This window comes from Nocardia heshunensis (assembly GCF_054782115.1).
This window is the reverse complement of record NZ_BAAGTC010000010.1, coordinates 43,843-60,758: the sequence shown is the minus strand read 5'-3', so window position 1 is coordinate 60,758 and position 16,916 is coordinate 43,843. Positions and strand designations below refer to the sequence as shown.

The following is a 16,916-nucleotide window of genomic DNA, read 5'->3' as shown; positions in this document are numbered from 1 at the left end:
GGACAGCAGAGCTCCACAAGTTCCCGCTTCACCACAAGCCAACCGTTACAAGATAAGTAGGTGCGTAAGGTACGTACAGTGACGGTCATGCGGCATGTGGAATCGGATCAGTTGCGCGTGAAGTGGGCCGACAACCTGCGCGCGGCCTATGAGGATGACGAGGTCCTCGTCACGACTTTCTTCGACGAACCCGCAGGCGTGCTGATGTCGCGGGACAGGTGGCATTCGGGCCTGCAACGCAGCCCGGTCGAGGAATCCCTGCGGGTCGTGCTGAACTCCCGCACCGCCCGCACCAACCTGCGCGCACAACGCGAAGGCCTGCGCCGTGGCCGCCACACGATCGTGACCCTGTGGAACGAGGAACGTGCCGTGCTGGCCCCCTACCGGTGGGCGGTCGAGGCATTCCCCGAAATGGACTTCGCCGATACCGCGGACTCGTGAGCAGAGGTTGAACCTCGACCTGGAATGAGGCATCGACGCGGGGATCTCGATGGACTCCCTGTCGAGGCCGTCGAGATCGAGCGGCGACGACCTCCACACGCTGGTCTCGGTTGTTGTTACCCCACAACACGTCCGGTTGTTTGGGACGCCACGCCCTTTTCGGCACCCGCGGAGTTGAATCAGTCGTCGAAATCCGGGCGCATATCATCGTCCTCGGAATTGCCGGTCACGACGAGCGTGGCGGTGCCAGTCTCGCCGGGATCGTCGTAGGTCACGACACTTCCCTGCCCCACAGCTTCGAGTTCCTTGGCCGCGGATTTGACTAGAGCAGCGGGCCCCTGTGCGTACAGATACCCCTCCACGTTGGTCCCGGTTGTCAAACCCAGGCCCTCGAGGATGAGCTGGGACTGCAGGTTGGAATCCGTTGACACAATTGCCTCCTGAAGCTGAACCGTGACTGGTCGACCGGGTGGGGCGCGTCTGGGGACCAGAGCCGAGGACCTCCGGCGGGGTGACTGCGCAGTGTGTCCGCAGCACCAGCCCCGGCTCGCGATTTTACCGTTCCTCTTGAAGGGGCCGCAGCGACTTACTCTCCAATTCCGTTGACCGGCTTGCACTCTCGATCCCTGCCGAACGTCGACAATCAGGTCGTACTCGACAAGCGTCCAGCTGGCGATGCACCCAGCGCTGGGCGGCACGTGGGCTTGGTCGAACCGCCTGGCCGCTGCTGTCATGCTGGTCGGGGTGGCGAATTACTCGCCGCTCCCGTCGCACCGCAACCAACAGGTTCGGGGGCACGCAGGCCCGCCGCATCCCTAGCCTGGAATGTTGTTGCAGCACAGCGGCGTCTTGCGGGCCAATGTGCGACGCCGCACCCAATCCTCGCGGGTGTGAGTGATAGGTCGGTGCGGGCGGTCACTGGTGGGGGAGGTCGCGAAGCGGCCGGCTCGACCGCCTCGATCAGGGGCTCGCGGGAGATTTGTAGGATTTGCCAGGTTTCAGTGTCGCGTGTGCATCGCTGAAAGGGGGCAGCATGTCGGGCGTCGATGAGGAGATCGGCTGAGGTGCGGCCCGGAAGCCCGAATGCGAACAGCTACCCCATTTCTCGACGAATCACGTCACGTTCACGTGCTAGTGCCCTCTCCGCCTCCCGTCCTCCACGGGTGACCTCGGAGACCGCCTCGCGTGATATGCGCGCTGCTTCAGCGGCGGTTGGACTCGAACGCGCAAGCATCATCGCGACGTCCGCGGGCAAGTTGGGCAGCTGAGCCCGGATCTGCTGTTCCCGTGCCTCGATCGCCAGTTGCTTCTGGCGTGCGCGTTCTTCGCGTTCGCGCGCCTTTAACGCGCGGGTGGCAGCTTCTTGCACGCGCGCTACCTCCCGCACCCGGTCGGCGCGTTCCTTCGCTCGCTGCTGGGCTTGCAGCTTCTCTGTGGGGATCAGCTCGAGCTGGTCGCGCGTCTTGGCCCGTTCGAGTTCCTTGCCGATGTGCTGAGCGTGTTTGGCTTGCTCGCGGGTGGCGAGCTCAAGGACGAACCGGTCTCCGAATAGACGCTGCATCTTCTCGAGCTGTCGTTGCACCATGGGATCCACTCGCGAGTCTTCGCGAAGGACCCATGTTCCGCGGGCCTGGGCGTCGCGTTCGAGGATCTCTCTGTCCTTCGCCAACTGCATCAAGGCATCGGCGCGAACGTGGCGTTGATTCTTGTATTCGGTGAATTCCTTTGTGCGCCCGTCTTTGTCGACGCGGGCCGTGTCGTGTCTTCGGCCGCCGAGCGAGGTTTGTACCGTCCGCTCATGCTGCCAGCCCCGTTCGGGGGTCTCGCCGCGTTCCTGGGCCATGCCTCGGTGGAAGTGTTCGCCGCGTTCGTTGGCCTTCTTGCCGCGCTCGCGTTCTCGTTGTTGCTGCTCTTTCTCCCGTCGCGCTGCCTCCGCCGTGCGACGTTGACGCTCGTCGTCGTCGGTAGGCACGGCATCGCCTTATGCGAGTCTGTGCCGTGCCTTCAGCTCATCGGGTTCGTGGGGTATGCCGTGCGTCTGCGTGTAATCGGCGGCGCGCGAATAGATGTCGGACTCGATCTCCATCAGGAAATCGGGGCCGCCGTCGGCCTCGACCGCGCGGAACAACGTGTCGGTGATGTCGTCGGGCCCGATGTCCTCGCCCCACCGGTAGCCGATCGCGGGGGCGAGCTTCTCGTCGTAGAGGACGCTGGCGGTGGGATAGCTGTTGTTGAACCACTCACCGCCGGCGGCTTGGCGCAGCGCTTCGCCGATGTAGCAGACGAATTGGTCTGCTACGCCGTGGTTCTCGCGCTCGTAGAGCGCGTTCTCGTCGGGGAAGAACTGTTCGAAAACCTCGGCGATCCAGCTCATCATCGTGTCGCTGAATCGGTCGGCCTCAGGCATCGGTTTGTCGCAGCGGACGCTCGGCAGTGTCTCGGTGAACAGCTGATCGATCTGGGCGGCGATCCGCTCCGGTTTCGCCCATTCGACCCATACCGGATCGCGCTGGGCGTCCTCGTCGAAGTAGCCGGGGTTCAGTATGTAATCACTCATCGGGTGCCCTCGAGGGTGTCACAGCGGGCAGTTTACCGCTGTTCAAACGGATTTCCGCCGCTATGGGCGGTCGGTGGGCCCGCATTCGAGCGCGAGCTGTGTCCGGCCTCCTGCCTGATTGCCGTACTCGACGTCGATGACCTCGAGCGGTTCGTACGGAGATCAGCCGCACTCGACGACCAGGGCGAGCGAGCGAATTGCCGTGCGCTCGTTCTCGCCCGGCGCGGCGAGCAGCTCGTCGTGGATGATGCGCCCGCACCCGTCGAACAATGCCCGCACCTCGTCGCTGATCGAGCGTGAAAATCAAGGCGACCACCGGTGTAGGTGCGGGTGATGAACTCGAGGCGCTCGGGTGCAGCATCGCCCCCCAGGTGCGTGGTCACCAGCAGTGATCCAGGAGCGAGCGTGGTGGACAGGGTTCGGATCATCGCGGCAGGGTCCGCCAGATGCTCGGCAAGACCGCAGAAACTCACGACCGCGGGCTCAGCGAAGTTCAGCATCGGCCATTCGTCGGCGGTACCTGTGCGGGCAACGGCGAGCATTCGCTCGGTGTCGCGGACATCAGCGCGCAGGAACCGGACGTTCTCACGCTCGGTGAGCGCCCGATGATGCGTCTCGACCATCGGATCGAAATCGACGTACAGCACGCGCGCGTTCGGATTCACCTCCCGCACAGCCTGATCGATCCCGCACAGCGGCAGTCCGGCCCCCAACTCCACAAACTGGGTTGCTCCTGCCTCGGCGCAGTCCTTGACGGTACCCAGCAGAAACCGCCGCGATGCCCACGCATTCGACGGCATCGTCGGAATCCCAACTTTCAGCTCGTCCGCGAATTCGCGATCTGCACAGAAATTGTCCTTGCCGCCGAGCAAGTAGTTGTGAACCCTCGCGTACTGGGGACGCATGGGATCGAACGCCGGAAGTTCCGGCACATCATCGACCGGCGGACGTGCTACCGGGGGCGCTAGCGGATTCATGGGTCCCAGCTCCAATGCATCGGTAAGCGGGAGGAATGACAGCGCCCCGGAGGTCGACTGCTCCGGGGCGCTGAGGTGGCGATATCGCAAAAGATTTTGGAGCTACTAGCGGCGGCCGAAGTGGCTGGTCTGGTCCTGGCCGTCATCATCGGCATTGACCGGTACGTTCCAGTTGTCGTGCGACGACCCGTTCGGGCCGGGCTCGAGAATCTCCACTACATCACCCCCTCTCGATATCGCCGCTCGGCGGCAGGCGTCGGCCGCGAGCTTGGTCAACAAGACTTCGAGGAACAGGTCGACGCCCTCGATGTTTCTGGCGGGCAGCGTGTCCGGATCCGCGGCCATTGCTCGTAACAGGTGCTCGACACCGATCCATGGCGCCCCTGCGCGGTCTGCGATCTCTCGTGCGACTCGCAGGGCCCGGGTCAGCGACAGGTCGCATCGGTCCTGGAAGTTGCGCCACGTCATCGGGGCCGCCCCTGGCCTGCGTATTCGCGGTACACCGGCCGCATGATTGCGAGCCGCCCGCGCTCGGTCGCCTTCCAACGCGCAGCGCCCCGTGCCGTGCTCATCGCAAGGCCTGTCCTCGACAATCGCACCAACGCGCGGTGAACCGACGTATCAGGCAATTGCGTTGCGCGGCAGAGCTGCTGGGCGGTCAGTGACCGCGCCGCGCTGAGCATCGACAGCGCACCGAGTACTTTCGCCTCTGGTTCGGTAAATGCCATCGGTTACCACCCCCGGCTGATCGGCGTATAGGTCTGGGGCCCCTCGGCATTCAGGCGGTCCCTGATGGCGTCGACGGTCAGCCGCGGCGCAGTGCGATCGATCGCACCGAGGATGCGAGAGACCGTGCCTGCCACGAACACCGCGAGCGACACGAGCGTGAAGGCAAGAATGAGGTCCATGTCCGGCAGCTCCCGGTATTCGGATTCCGTTGCTGGGTAGCCCCTGGTGCCGGGAATTGCGTTCCAACGGTCTGCGGCTGCATTGCGATCGGATACACGCTGGCCGTAGTTCCCACCCGGCACCGGGGCTGGTTTTCAGTCCACTGCACTGCGATCTCCCTCGAAAGGCTCGCAGCGCGGGCGGGTGTGTGCAGAGGGGGCGTGCACGATCGGCGATTCATAGCGTGCCCGTTCCGCAGCTGCGAAACTCCACTCATGGGACGTCGTCCGAAGCAACCGAATCGCCAGCTTGAGGAGCTGCTCGAGGAGGCCGGCGGAATGCGAAAGCCTCTGGCTCGCCGGGTCGTCGAGCGTGCGCGTGGTCGCGGTTTGACACTCCGCTACGACCACAGTTCGGTAAGTCGTTGGCTCGCTGGCGAGCAGCCGCAGTCGCCCGGCCCCGAGCTGATCGCGGAAGTCCTCACGGAATTGCTCGGCCGACGGATCACAGCAGCGATGTGCGGCATGATCAGCAGCAGTGACGCCGCCTCGGACCTCGGTCTTGAGTTCTCGCTGAGCCTGTCCGACGCTGTCGAGGCTGCTACTGCGTTGTGGCGCAGCGATATTGAACACCGTCGGTTCTTGCGGGGCACCACCTACGCGGTAGCTGTCTACCCTGCTGCGTCGATGCGCTGGCTGACGTTGCCCGGCCCCGAGCATCCTGTATCGAGCGGGTCGTCGCGCCGCATTGGACAGATGGACGTTGACGCCGTACGGGATATGGCGGGTGCTTTCCGTGACCTCGATAACAAGGTCGGCGGCGGCAAGGTCCGATCAACCATCGTGCAGTACCTGCACAGCTCGGTCGCGCCGCTATTGCGCGGCAGCTTCAACGAGCACATCGGCCGTCAATTGTTCGGCTCCACGGCCGAACTCGTTCGACTGGCAGGGTGGGCCGCCTACGACCAAGAAGACCACGGGCTGGCGCAGCGCTACCTTATTCAGGCGCTGCGGCTCGCCCGCGCTGCGAGCGATACCCCGCTCAGTGCAGAGATCATGGCCGCCATGAGCCACCAGGCAACCTACGTCGGTCGACCGGGTGACGCCGTCGACCTCGCGCGTGCAGCGCAGATCGCGGCCCGCGGTGCGGGATTGGCGGCCCTCGAGTCCGAGTGCCATATGGTCGAGGCGCATGGGCACGCCGCCCGCCAGGACCAGACCTCTTGCTCGTCGGCCCTCACCGCCGCAGAACGCGCGTTTGACCGCGCCCGGCCAGGAGAGCAACCGGTGTGGCTGGCCTACTTTGATCAGTCTTACCTGTCGGCGAAAACCGCGCATTGCTTCCGCGAGCTCGGAGACAATGCCCGCACAGCACATTTCGCCGAGCAGTCGCTCACGATGTCCGTCGGATATCAGCGCGGACGAGCGTTCAACCTGAGCCTGCTGGCCTCGGCACTGGTACCCGCAGACCCCCGTGAAGCCGTCCGGGTCGGACAAGGCGCGCTGAGCATCGCGACAGACCTTGCCTCGCGGCGCAGCCTGTCCTACCTGCGAGACCTTCGCTACCGGCTGCGCCCCTTCAACGACTTGACCGAGGTCGCGGAATTCCGCGACCAGGTCCTCGAGCTCACACGTCGAGGCTGAGAGCCCGATAGACCGCGACCACCGTTGCCGCTCCCACGATTTCACCGCGATCGATCATGGCCGCCGCCTCGTCGAGCGGAATCCAACGAACGTCCTCGGCCTCGTTGATATCCGGTGCTGTATCGGTGAGGTCCGCTCCGCGCGCGAGGTAGATCTCTTGAGGCTGGTCGAGACTGCCGATTGAGGGCTGATAGGCAACAAGCCGTTCCATCGACCGTGGACGCCACCCGGTTTCTTCCTCAACCTCGCGCGCAGCCGCGGCAGCAACGTCCTCGGCGTGGTCGACGTATCCGCCGGGCAGCTCCCACACCCACTGATCAATGATGAACCGGTGCCGGTACATCAGTAGAACTTCCCGGTTCTCGTTGATTACCAACGTCATTGCGCACCGCGGCATGCGTGCGACGTACTGCGTGAACTTGACGCCGTCCGGTAGTTCAACGTCGACCGTTGAGAGACGAATGTGCCTGTTCTCGTCGACCAGGCGCTCACCAAGAATGTTCCACTGCGTGGGGCGCTTCACGATTCAGACACTACGCGGGGATGCTCGGCGCGTGTGGTGCTGACGGCCGGATTCAGTACCGGTCGTCGGGACCCTCGGTATCCACCTCGGCCAAGACGTCGAGGACTAAGACGAGTCGGCTGCCCTTCATCGGTGCGACACTGACTGACACCGGCCGCGGAACCTTCACCGTGTCCGGTCGGCCGGTCTCGGACCCCGCGACCCTCGGTCAGCTCACGATGGCCGGTGACGAGGCAGCGATCGAAGCTCCGAAGCTAGAGGACGTTCTACGGTGCTGCGAGCCCACGGACAGTCTGGTGAGCTGTTCCGCGAGTGCCAGTTCGATGCGTTCCACCTCGAAGTTCGTGACTCGTATGCCGTTCCGTCGGAATCGGAGGGTTTGCGCCGATTCCTGAACGGAGAACCGGCCGCGACCGATTACTCGTCGCGTCCATGGGTGCAACTCATCCGCGAGACGTCGGCGCGGGGTGTTGTGGTCCGGCGAGTGCGGGCGGTGACGGTCCCTCATTCGGACTAATGGGTGTGGGTCGAGCAGCACAACACAAGTGGACAGCACCTCGGCACCGACCACACTGGCCGCCAGCGTCCCCGCCTCAGCGCCAGCCTCGAAGGAATGCAACTTGCAAACCGCGCGAGATCTTTTGATCTGGCAGAGGTGGCTGGGATCTCCCGATACGACACTTCAGGTTGGGGACGTCGACATCGTGAATTGCGTGCCGACTCTTGATAACTGGCGGGTCGGGCAGCCAGCCAACGCCGGGTACTGCTCAAAGATCGCATGGGCGGACGACAATCCAGGCTATGACGACAGCGCCCGTCCGGCTGCGCCATTGAAGAAGGTTCTCGACGAGATTGGCCCGGCCTGCTAGACCGGTCCCGTCCAGACTGGCAGTTGCGGTGGCAGCTTGTCAGCCGCAGTCGCTCGGGCACACCAGAAGGACGCCGTGACCGATGAACAGCCGCTCTACCAGCGCGACCCTGAGGCCTACCGCGCCTGCCTGGCCGAAGGCAATGCCCGCCAGGCCCGCAAACGCGTCGGCGCGGACGCGCTCGTCTCCGACCGGCACGGCCGGATCCTGCTCGTGGATCCCGCCTACAAACCGGCCTGGGACCTGCCCGGCGGCATGGCCGAAGAATCCGAGGCCCCCGACGAAGCGCTGCGCCGCGAGCTCGGCGAAGAACTCGGGCTGCAGGTCGGGGACCTGCGGCTGCTCGTGGTCGATTGGGTGGCAGCGCACGGCCCGTGGGGCGATTCGATGATGCTCGTCTACGACGTCGGAGTCCTGACCGACGACCAGATCGCCGCGCTTCGGATCGGTGACGGGGAGCTCGAGCGATTCGAGTTCTGCACCCCGGCCGAGGCCCGCACGCGGCTCAAACCGTACTTCTGGCAGCGGGTTTCGACCGCACTCGAGGCCCGACAAGCCGGGACCGCCGTCTATCGGCGGACCGAAGACTTCACCTGACGCGGCGGATCGCCGTAGCGAGGGCTTCGGGATCGCGCAGGTCAGGCAATACCGTGTCGGCGGCCGCGAGGTCCGCGGTGGGGGTTCCGCCTGCCGCGACAGCGATTACTCGCGCGCCGCCACGGTGCGCGGTCTCGATATCGGCGGGGCTGTCGCCGATCAGCACGGTGGTGCGAGAGTCGAAGGTCCCTGCGCCGGCGGAGTGTGCGCGTTGCTGGGCCAGCGCGACCAGGGCGGGCCGGTGGCCGTTGTCGTCGCCGTAGGCACCGATTGTGAGGTTCAAATGTTGGTGCAGTCCAAAGGTTTCGAGCTTCATGCGCGCCACCGTTCGCGTGTTGCCGGTCAGAACCGACTGATGCATCCCGGGCAGCGCTGTGAGGCTCGCCAGAGCTTGGGCTGCGCCGGGCATGACACGGCCCTGGTCGCGCAACTGGTCTTGTCGCTGCAGGTAGGCGTGCGCCAGCGCGTCGGCGAACACCGAGAACGGTGGCGGCGTCGCGATCTGGTGCAAGGCGGCGGTGGCGGCGTAGATGTCGGGTTCGGTGCGGCCGGTGACGTGCGGCATCTGCTCGAGTTCCCGGCCGGTGACCTGCTCGAACGCTGCCGCGAAGGCTGCCCGCCCGACCCCGCGGGTCTCGATGAGCGTGTGGTCGATATCCCACAGGATGAGGACATCGATGTCGCTGCGCGCGAATTCCATGCGAACCCGTTCCGTCGGCCCTACCGTGACGTTTATGGCCAAAGCGCCACGGCCCCATGACCATATCGGTGTGCGGATCCGCATGTACCGGGAGCGGTCGGGCCGCACCCAGGACGCCATCGCCGGACTCGCGGGCATCAGCCGCGACTACCTCGGCCAGGTCGAACGCGGCCGCAAGAACCCCAGCACCGCCGTGGTGCAGGCCCTCGCCGACGCCCTGCGTGTCACCGCTGGCGAACTGCTCGGCGGCACCGCCCACTCGACAAGCGTCGCGGCCCCGGTCAGCGGGGATCGGCTCGCGCTGGCGCTGCTCTCGGGCGGTGGCGCGGTCGTGGATCCTCAGGAGCTGGCCGACCGGACAGCAGCCGCCTGGTCCACCTGGCAATCCAGCGGACACCGTTTCACCGAGCTGCTGCCGGGGCTGCCGGACCTGATCCGCGACACCGAAGCCACCCGCCGGGCCGGACGTCACAGCCCGTATCAGCGGCAGATCGCCGCCACCGCCAGCGACCTGTACGGGCTGCTGCGCACCGTCACCCGCCGGGTCGGGCGTGGTGATCTGTCGTTCCTGGTGGCCGATCGCGGAGTCACCGCGGCCGAAGACGCCGACGATCCGATCCGGATCGCGGCCGCCCAATGGAATCTGGGCCACACGCTGCTGCTCTCGGGTGAGCACGAAGCCGCCATCGAACTCGTCGCCCAGGCATCGGCAGCCGTCATGACCGCGGCGGGATGCACACCGGCCGCGCTGGCGATGACCGGTGCCCTCGAACTGGTCGCGGCGGTGGCCGAGGCACGCTCGGGGCGGCTGTGGGAGGCCCGCGATCGGCTGCACGAGGTGGGCCCGCTGGCCGTGCAGGCCCGCACCGCCAGCAACGTCGGGCACACGATGTTCGGAACGTTGAACGTGGGATTGCATGCCATCGCGATCGAGTTGCAGGCCGGGGATGCGTTGGAGGCGTTGCGGATTGCCGAACACCTCGACACCTCCGGCTGCCCGAGCGTGGAACGCCGCTTCACCTTCGCACTCGATCTCGCCCGCGCCTACGAGCTGCGCCGCCAAGAAACCGGGACGCTGCTGCACCTGCTCGACGCCGAACACGTCTCCCCAGAAGATATGCGCTACAACCCAGCCGGTCACGACATGGTCGCGCGGCTGATGACCCGCGGCAGCCGAGCCACCATCCGCGCCCAGGCCGCCAAACTCGCCCACCGCCTCGACCTTCCGGCGGATGCGGTCCGCTAGACAACGCGGTCTGACAGACCACATGGAGCGCGCGAATCGGATCTAGCCTCGTCGCCGGTGCCAGGGAGACCGGTCCGGCACGGGAACGCTGTCTCGTTGTCGGCATCCCGATCCCGCCTACATCGGGATGTATGTGGCCCGCATTGCCGGGCCCTGGTGCCCCCGAGTCGACACAGGGCAACGACATCGGGCCGACGACGTGAGGGGCAACGATGGCTCTAACACACACGCAGGCAAAGGTTCTCGGTGTTCTGGTCGACCTGGGCGCCGCGCAGGTCCGCACAGTCCGGCAGATGTGCGGCGACACCGGACTCTCGGAGACCACTACCCGAAAGGCGCTGCGCCAGTTGGCGTATCTGGGACTGGCGATCGGAACTCACCAGAGTCCGCCCAACTGGCGCAGCACCGACCGCGGCCGCCGAGCATTCAGCCACACCGGCTACCGCGACAAGGCCGGGACCTCGTCGTGAGCAGGGTCATCGTCGGATTCATCAACCCGCAGATCTCAGGCGCGCACGACCTCGAGGACTACGTGCGAATCCACGCGGCCGTCGAAGAACTCGACGGCACGCTGGCGGTGCTGAAGTACGGCAACGCCGCCGACGACGCCGTCCTGATCCGGCTGATGAACCTCGTCTACAACGAACGCGCCGACACCCTGATCGTGCCCAGCCGCACACACCTCCCCGACAGCGGAATCCGCGAGCTCGTCAACTGGGCGGCGGTGGTCTGCGCCGACACCGGCGAACGGTTCAGCGCCGAAGGCGACGGCGAGCGCCCGAAACTGCTCGTCATCCGCGAAGAGGTGACGTAAGGCGCGCCACTCGACTCGACGCGCGACCCAACGGCCGTGACCGAGCCAGACGGCCTCCCTCGACGACGAACATGGGGTGCCGGGACTCGCGGACGGGTTTCGCCGGGGGGTGGCTGCCGATACGCTGGTGACCATGACCGACCGGGAGATCCAGGTGCGGCTGTCGGAAGAAGTGGCCGCGCAGCTGAAGACGGCGCTGACCGCGGCCGCCCCGCAGCAGAGCACGGCTGATCGGGAGCAGGCCCTGGCCCGCATCACCGAACTCGCGGGCGGCAAGGTGGATCCGGCGCTGCTCAAGCGCGCCTACAAGGTGTTGGGACACGATCCGGAGGCCCCCGAAGGGGCGCACGCCGGCGCGGCATGAGCGAAAAACTCCCCAGCGGCGTGGTTTTCGACCGCGCCGCTCTGATCGAGTTCGCCCATCAAGGCCCGTACGCGCTGGCCATCGCCTTCGCCGTCGTCGATCTCAGCGACACCCTGATCGTGCCAGCCACCGCCCTGGCCGAGGCCCGCGCACACGTTCCCGTCGACCGGCTGCCGGTGCTCGAGGTGCTGCTGGACCTGCCGACCACCGTGGTGATCGACCTCGACCGGACCGCTGCCTGGACCCAGGTCGGTGCCGTCCTCGCCGCCGCCCCGCAGATCCCGGATGGGCTCTCGGCCGCTCACGTCGTCGTCGCCGGTGTCGGCCGCGATTATCCGGTCGTCACCGACCGTGGCCCGGTGCTGCAGACCCTCGATCCCCGCGTTGCCGTCGACGAACTGCCCTGACCAGCACAGACGCTGTTGTGTCATCCTGAGGTGTGGTCGCAGGGCTCGGCGATGGCGGCGAGCCGGAGGACACCGTCACCACGACGGCCCCGGCCGGTGCCCGCACGCTGCCCGCCTCGATCCCGACCCCGATCACCGCAATCCCGCAGCTGGCCGCCGCCGCGGCCACGCGCGGCGATACCGGGCGCATCATCCTCGTCGATGCCGCAGAGCCGCCTGTCGTGCACACTCCGGGCCGGGTGCCCAATCAATGGCTCGAATCGGGGGACTTTCTCCCGCTGCCGATCCCGTGCCCGTGGTGCGGGTGGTGGCGCGATGGTGCATGCGAGTGCCCACCGTGAGGTCAATGTTTTCCACCGCTTCTCCCGGCACCACGGCACCCACGGACCGTGCCGGATGGTGAGTTAACGCGCAGACAACAAACTGTGACTTGGCGTGCAGCAGGACCGACCTAGCGTTCCTACCGCCTGGAAGCGGCTATCGCGCACAGGTTTCCGATCGTAATGTCGCGAATGGGTTTGCAGGCTTGTCTCAGCAACCGCAACCGCTGGTGTCGCCGGTGAGCTATCAGGCGGCACTCACGCTTCGCGAACCCCTGCGGGTCGCCCGCCCTTGCGGCCCCTGATCGGCGCTTCTCCCAGCCATGGAAGCGGCCGAGTGCGAGAACGCCCGACGGCCGGCGGGAACCCCCGAAAAACCTACCCCGCCGGTTCGGGAACAGATCCGCCGCAGCAACATCGCGCGGGAACCGCAACAGCGACCGTCGCGTCCAACCTGCCACGGTCGAACGGGCGAAAATCGTTGAGCTGTGGCCGAATCCAGCCGATCCCCGCCTGCCCGGCGCGACGAATGCCAGCATTCAAGCGTTGCGTCCCGGCCGTACTGTCTCCTACGGCCGGGAGCCGATCGATGGCGCACTGAGCCAGATCGGCATGGAATAGCTGCCTCGCCGACGGCGTAAAAGGCCCGTATCCAGCTTTGCAAGAACCCGCCACCAGTGAATTCGGAGCATGGTCTCGGTGCTGAACACATCCGCCGCGCCGTGCGGTGCGGGTTCGCCTCGCCATGCAACGGTGGACGCATTGATCCGGTGCTCTGCTGGGCGGATTCCTGATCGGCTCGGGTGGGTTCAGTATGTCGCACGCGAGCGCTCAGCCGTACAGAACCGTGCGCCACCTGGCGACCGTTGTCCCCAGGATCGCCGTGTGTTGATACCCTGCCGCCGCACACCACCTCCGCCTGGGCCGATCAGGAATGCGCCTGTGCCGCTGCCGACCCCGGCTATGCCGCTCCAGCCCCAGACAGGTAACAGCTCCGGCCCCAACGCGGAGCCCCGACGCCTCCGCCGGGAGAAGAAGAACTCCAATCGTGGGATGGGATCGGAGTCTCGCCGTGTTGCGGAGGAGCATGACTGCTCGGTCCAGTGCCGAAGTGTTGCGCTACGCGGCGTTCACCACCGATCCGCTTGGGGGCAACCCTGCGGGGGTTGTACTCGACGCCGTGGGACTCGATGTTGCAGCGATGCTTGCCATCGCTGGTGAGGTAGGTTTCTCCGAAACTGCGTTCCTCACCCCGCCGCCGCCTGGTCTCGGCACCCCCGGCAGGGCATTCACTGTGCGCTACTTCAGCCCGAAGGTCGAGGTCCCGTTCTGCGGACACGCCACCATCGCGGCCGCGGTGGCCCTGGTCGAGCGGATCGGTATTGGCGACCTGGTCTTCGCTACTCGCTCGGGTACCGTGCCGGTCGAGGTCACCAAGGACAACCGGGGCACCCTCCACGCGACCCTGACGAGCGTCGAGCCCAACGTCGCACCGGTCAGCACCGAGGATCTCACCGAGGCTCTGGCGGCCCTGGATTGGGCAGCCGCCGATTTGGATCCGGCGACGCCGCCGCGAGTGGCCTACGCGGGGGCGCATCACTTGGTGATTGCCGCGAGGACTCGGACGCGCCTGGCGGACCTCGACTATGATTTCGACCGGCTGGCTGCACTGATGCGGGCGCGGGATTGGATTACCGTGCAGTTGGTGTGGCGTGAATCGGCGCAGGTCTACCATGTGCGAAACCCATTTCCGGTAGGTGGGGTGGTCGAGGACCCTGCCACGGGAGCTGCTGCGGCGGCCCTCGGCGGCTATCTGCGCGAACTGGGTCTGATTGGAGCTACGGCCGAACTCACGTTGCACCAAGGCGACGACCTTGGTCGGCCCGGGGTGCTCGGAGTCGAACTGCGTTCGGGCGATTCACGAGTGCGGGTCACCGGCGCAGCGGTGGCGCTCGACTGATTCGCTGCACGAACTTTCAGGCTGGCTGTATATAGCAACCTGCGGGAGTGACGCTGAGGTTGTCGCATGGGTCCAGCAGCACCGGGTCCCGGTGTCGGTCGCGAGAGTCATTCGGTGCGGCCGGACATCTTGGAGACCCGCGAGCACGTCTTGGTCGACCTGTTCGCGGACAAGGCACTTCATGGCGCGCACGATGGGAATGGCGGTTGTGCGAGCATCCAGTCGCCGCACACGCGAACAACTTCCACGCCTGCATCCGGGCTGACAACCAGCGCAGCCTGAACGCAATCAATAAGATCGCCGGAATCCAGCTGATCGGCACAGCGGTGGCAGACGGCTACCCGTGGCGCCACTTCCGATGGCCTCCACACCAGCCCTGAGGATGAACGCCGTCACCCCGTCCATCCCCGTGTATGGGTGGGTGCGGACGGGTGCGCATCACTCTCCCGTGAATGAGCGCTGTCCGAATTCCGGCCGGCAGTCGCAGCAATCGGGGACATGGAATGTCGTGGTGCCTATGCTCGATGTCATGAGCGATGGGGGAATCGACGAGCCACCACCCTGTCCTTCCTGGTGCGTCGATCACTTCGACCACCTCGACCCCTCACCCTTCCCCGGCGATCGATACGTGGTCCACACCGGGCTGAAATCGACTCAGCCGCTGCGCATCAGCGGCCTCTGGCCGCTCACCACCTCGCTGACCCGCACCGACTCACCCGCCGGCGAGACCGAGTCCTACAGCATCGAACTGCACGTCGAGGACGACCACTGGCTCGCTCTCACCCCCGCCGAGACCGAGCACCTCATCCGACATCTGCAGATGCTTCTCGCCGAGACTCGACGCGTACCCGCCACGAAACAAGAAGGCTACTCGGACAACGAGATCGACGACCACTGATCTTCTCCGGGCGGACCCTGGCCGAGCACCGTAGGTGGACGGGGTATGGACGACCACTCGGCATCCATACCCGGCCGCCAACGGCCGATCGATACCGAGCTCGCTCGAGTGGACCATGTGCTGGGATCCGGCGCGTCGCCTGCCCATCCGATGCTCTTACGGCATCGCTTGTCCCACATCGAGCTCGGCGTCATGACGCTGTCGCCTCCGATAGTGCCCCTCAGTGAAAAGGGCAGAGCCCGTTGAGCGTGGTCTCTGGGGTTGTGAACACTCGCTCCGAGTGTCGGTTGTGGACTCGACTCCGTATTGGCGGGTGTACGTCGTTCGATGATGAAGAGGGCTCGGCGAGTTCTACGATGGCGGGGTCCAGATCGCGCGAAGGTGCGGGAGAGTGGCCGTGGATCCTGTTGTAGTGCAGGCGCGCACCGCGTTGGTGAAGTTGATGGCTACCGACGGATGGACTCGGTGCGAAGGATCTGGTGGTCCTCTGGCGGGCGCGAGCATCATCCTGAGCAGGCCGGGCAGATCGGTCTCGATCTCGAACGGCTTCACACCGAGGTCCTAGCGACCCGAATCGACAGCAACGTGCAGCAGGCTCTGGCCGGGGAATGGCAGGCCCGACTATGGCGGCTGGTCGGCGCAGATCCCGTACTGGTGGGGGAGCTTCGAGGGTTGTTGAACGAGCAGTTGACTCCGCTGCTGGCCAGCGCCGACCCGAGCAACACCCTCACCCAGACCTCCACGGTCTGAGGCAACGGCAACACCGTCATCCAGGCCGGAGGCGACGTCTACCCGCGATCGTCTTCGTGAGGGCAGGTGCGTGTACCGACCGTCGGATCGTAGGGATGAGGTGTTCATCGGCCGGAGCAGACGAGGGGTGACACCGGGCTTTCATCAACCGCGAGCAGAGGCCACCCTGCTGAGAATTCGCCTTTTGGGAAAGCAAAGTCGTGATGGACGAAGCAGATTCGGCCGGGAATCAGCGCAGGATCGATATCGGCGGCGATTCGACGGGCGTGGTGGTCGCGGGCGATTACAACGTGGTGATCGACGCTCAGCACGGGTCGAGCGTCACCTTGGTGATGGAACGCGAACGGCCCCGCGTGGTGCGTCGTGAGTGTGTCGCATTGCTACCGAGACGACAGCGGGAACCGGTCGGGCGAGCTCCTGTGCTCGCGGCGTTGACCACAGCAGTCCAGGCGGGCAACTCCGTACAGCTCTGGGGCCCTGCGGGGTTCGGCAAGAGCACTGTGCTGCGCTACGCCGCAGGGTGTTTCGAGCAGGGTCCGGACGGGGCGGTGTTCGTCAGCGCCGCCAGCCGCGAGGTCGGCGATCTGACTCAGGAAATCTTCGAAGCCTGCTACGAGGCACCCGGTTACGCGCCGTCGAGGACCGAGTTGCGTCGGCTCATGACCGGAGTGCGGATCCGCATCTGGTCGATGACGCCGACTTCGACCTCGACCAGATGCGAGAGCTCACCGACGCTTTCCCGAGGTGATGTACGGAACGTATTGCTGCCCAACGCTTGCGACGTAGTCCTGCACCGACAGATGGATCCGACGTCGTTGATCGCAGCGGCGGCTGCCGCAGGCGCGTTCGACGATCCAACGCCGATGCAGAGCAACGCATCCGACGGTGCCCTTGCGGTTGAGGGTGGCGAGAAAAGATCTCATCGTCACTCCTGACGTGTCGGGGAAGCACCAGCGGCTACA

23 protein-coding genes are annotated in these 16,916 nt (G+C 65.8%); 14 read left to right on the top strand and 9 right to left on the bottom strand.

All coding sequences use genetic code 11. From position 1 onward, the window contains the following. Nucleotides 1–87: 87 nt before the first annotated feature. On the top strand, nt 88–441 hold the full coding sequence (locus ACYVN4_RS35615; protein WP_460726973.1) for a hypothetical protein: 354 nt from the start codon (nt 88–90) through the stop codon (nt 439–441). Nucleotides 442–620: 179 nt separating this feature from the next. Here ACYVN4_RS35615 and ACYVN4_RS35610 read toward each other — a convergent pair whose 3' ends face one another. From ACYVN4_RS35610 to ACYVN4_RS35580, 7 genes are all read right to left on the bottom strand, one after another. Further along, on the bottom strand, nt 621–872 hold the full coding sequence (locus ACYVN4_RS35610; RefSeq protein WP_460726971.1) for a hypothetical protein: 252 nt from the start codon (nt 870–872) through the stop codon (nt 621–623). A 662-nt stretch (nt 873–1,534) separates the two neighbouring features. Beyond that, nucleotides 1,535–2,413: a hypothetical protein gene (locus tag ACYVN4_RS35605; RefSeq protein WP_460726969.1), complete on the bottom strand. Its 879-nt coding sequence runs from the start codon at nt 2,411–2,413 to the stop codon at nt 1,535–1,537. 9 nt (nt 2,414–2,422) lie between these two features. Beyond that, entirely contained in the window at nt 2,423–2,998 is a 576-nt protein-coding gene (locus tag ACYVN4_RS35600) for a hypothetical protein (RefSeq protein WP_460726967.1), read from the bottom strand. Nucleotides 2,999–3,030: 32 nt separating this feature from the next. Next, on the bottom strand, nt 3,031–3,975 hold the full coding sequence (locus ACYVN4_RS35595; protein ID WP_460726965.1) for an SAM-dependent methyltransferase: 945 nt from the start codon (nt 3,973–3,975) through the stop codon (nt 3,031–3,033). Between the two features lie 105 nt (nt 3,976–4,080). Next, on the bottom strand, nt 4,081–4,443 hold the full coding sequence (locus tag ACYVN4_RS35590) for a hypothetical protein (RefSeq protein ID WP_460726963.1): 363 nt from the start codon (nt 4,441–4,443) through the stop codon (nt 4,081–4,083). Continuing rightward, nucleotides 4,440–4,703 carry a helix-turn-helix domain-containing protein gene (locus ACYVN4_RS35585; RefSeq protein ID WP_460726961.1) on the bottom strand — a complete coding sequence of 88 codons (264 nt, stop codon included), beginning with the start codon at nt 4,701–4,703 and terminating at the stop codon, nt 4,440–4,442. The genes ACYVN4_RS35590 and ACYVN4_RS35585 overlap by 4 nt, the downstream gene beginning before the upstream one ends. 3 nt (nt 4,704–4,706) lie before the next feature. After that, nucleotides 4,707–4,883: a hypothetical protein gene (locus ACYVN4_RS35580; RefSeq protein ID WP_460726960.1), complete on the bottom strand. Its 177-nt coding sequence runs from the start codon at nt 4,881–4,883 to the stop codon at nt 4,707–4,709. Nucleotides 4,884–5,138: 255 nt separating this feature from the next. Between ACYVN4_RS35580 and ACYVN4_RS35575 the strand changes: the two genes are divergently transcribed. Continuing rightward, entirely contained in the window at nt 5,139–6,506 is a 1,368-nt protein-coding gene (locus ACYVN4_RS35575) for a hypothetical protein (protein WP_460726958.1), read from the top strand. Here the strand turns inward: ACYVN4_RS35575 and ACYVN4_RS35570 are convergent. Further along, nucleotides 6,490–7,029 carry an NUDIX domain-containing protein gene (locus tag ACYVN4_RS35570; RefSeq protein WP_460726957.1) on the bottom strand — a complete coding sequence of 180 codons (540 nt, stop codon included), beginning with the start codon at nt 7,027–7,029 and terminating at the stop codon, nt 6,490–6,492. The genes ACYVN4_RS35575 and ACYVN4_RS35570 overlap by 17 nt on opposite strands. 271 nt (nt 7,030–7,300) lie before the next feature. Between ACYVN4_RS35570 and ACYVN4_RS35565 the strand changes: the two genes are divergently transcribed. Next, on the top strand, nt 7,301–7,546 hold the full coding sequence (locus tag ACYVN4_RS35565) for a DUF6879 family protein (RefSeq protein WP_460726955.1): 246 nt from the start codon (nt 7,301–7,303) through the stop codon (nt 7,544–7,546). 427 nt (nt 7,547–7,973) lie between these two features. Next, nucleotides 7,974–8,495, top strand: coding sequence for an NUDIX domain-containing protein (locus tag ACYVN4_RS35560; protein ID WP_460726953.1), 522 nt, complete (start codon nt 7,974–7,976; stop codon nt 8,493–8,495). Here the strand turns inward: ACYVN4_RS35560 and ACYVN4_RS35555 are convergent. Then, a complete protein-coding gene (locus ACYVN4_RS35555; protein ID WP_460726951.1) occupies nt 8,488–9,195 on the bottom strand; it encodes an HAD family hydrolase in 708 nt (235 codons plus the stop codon). The genes ACYVN4_RS35560 and ACYVN4_RS35555 overlap by 8 nt on opposite strands. Nucleotides 9,196–9,229: 34 nt before the next feature. Here ACYVN4_RS35555 and ACYVN4_RS35550 point away from each other — a divergent pair, with 34 nt between their 5' ends. The 10 genes from ACYVN4_RS35550 (at nt 9,230) to ACYVN4_RS35505 (ending at nt 16,889) form a co-directional block, all read left to right on the top strand. Then, the gene (locus tag ACYVN4_RS35550; RefSeq protein ID WP_460726949.1) at nt 9,230–10,441 is read left to right on the top strand and encodes a helix-turn-helix domain-containing protein; all 1,212 of its coding nucleotides are present in this window, start codon (nt 9,230–9,232) and stop codon (nt 10,439–10,441) included. 212 nt (nt 10,442–10,653) lie between these two features. Continuing rightward, entirely contained in the window at nt 10,654–10,911 is a 258-nt protein-coding gene (locus tag ACYVN4_RS35545) for a hypothetical protein (protein WP_460726948.1), read from the top strand. After that, nucleotides 10,908–11,255: a hypothetical protein gene (locus tag ACYVN4_RS35540; RefSeq protein ID WP_460726946.1), complete on the top strand. Its 348-nt coding sequence runs from the start codon at nt 10,908–10,910 to the stop codon at nt 11,253–11,255. The genes ACYVN4_RS35545 and ACYVN4_RS35540 overlap by 4 nt, the downstream gene beginning before the upstream one ends. Nucleotides 11,256–11,388: 133 nt before the next feature. Beyond that, entirely contained in the window at nt 11,389–11,619 is a 231-nt protein-coding gene (locus ACYVN4_RS35535) for a hypothetical protein (RefSeq protein ID WP_460726944.1), read from the top strand. Continuing rightward, nucleotides 11,616–12,026, top strand: a complete 411-nt coding sequence (locus ACYVN4_RS35530; RefSeq protein ID WP_460726942.1) for a hypothetical protein — start codon at nt 11,616–11,618, stop codon at nt 12,024–12,026. Before ACYVN4_RS35535 ends, ACYVN4_RS35530 begins: the two co-directional genes overlap by 4 nt. A 32-nt stretch (nt 12,027–12,058) precedes the next feature. After that, a complete protein-coding gene (locus ACYVN4_RS35525; RefSeq protein ID WP_460726940.1) occupies nt 12,059–12,367 on the top strand; it encodes a hypothetical protein in 309 nt (102 codons plus the stop codon). Between the two features lie 1,066 nt (nt 12,368–13,433). Continuing rightward, on the top strand, nt 13,434–14,306 hold the full coding sequence (locus tag ACYVN4_RS35520) for a PhzF family phenazine biosynthesis protein (RefSeq protein WP_460726938.1): 873 nt from the start codon (nt 13,434–13,436) through the stop codon (nt 14,304–14,306). A gap of 529 nt (nt 14,307–14,835) precedes the next feature. Beyond that, on the top strand, nt 14,836–15,204 hold the full coding sequence (locus ACYVN4_RS35515; RefSeq protein ID WP_460726936.1) for a DUF6907 domain-containing protein: 369 nt from the start codon (nt 14,836–14,838) through the stop codon (nt 15,202–15,204). A gap of 465 nt (nt 15,205–15,669) precedes the next feature. Beyond that, nucleotides 15,670–15,954, top strand: a complete 285-nt coding sequence (locus ACYVN4_RS35510) for a hypothetical protein (protein ID WP_460726934.1) — start codon at nt 15,670–15,672, stop codon at nt 15,952–15,954. Nucleotides 15,955–16,157: 203 nt separating this feature from the next. Continuing rightward, nucleotides 16,158–16,889 (top strand): P-loop NTPase family protein, encoded by a 732-nt coding sequence (locus ACYVN4_RS35505; protein ID WP_460726933.1) that lies wholly within the window; start codon nt 16,158–16,160, stop codon nt 16,887–16,889. Nucleotides 16,890–16,916 lie beyond the last annotated feature (27 nt).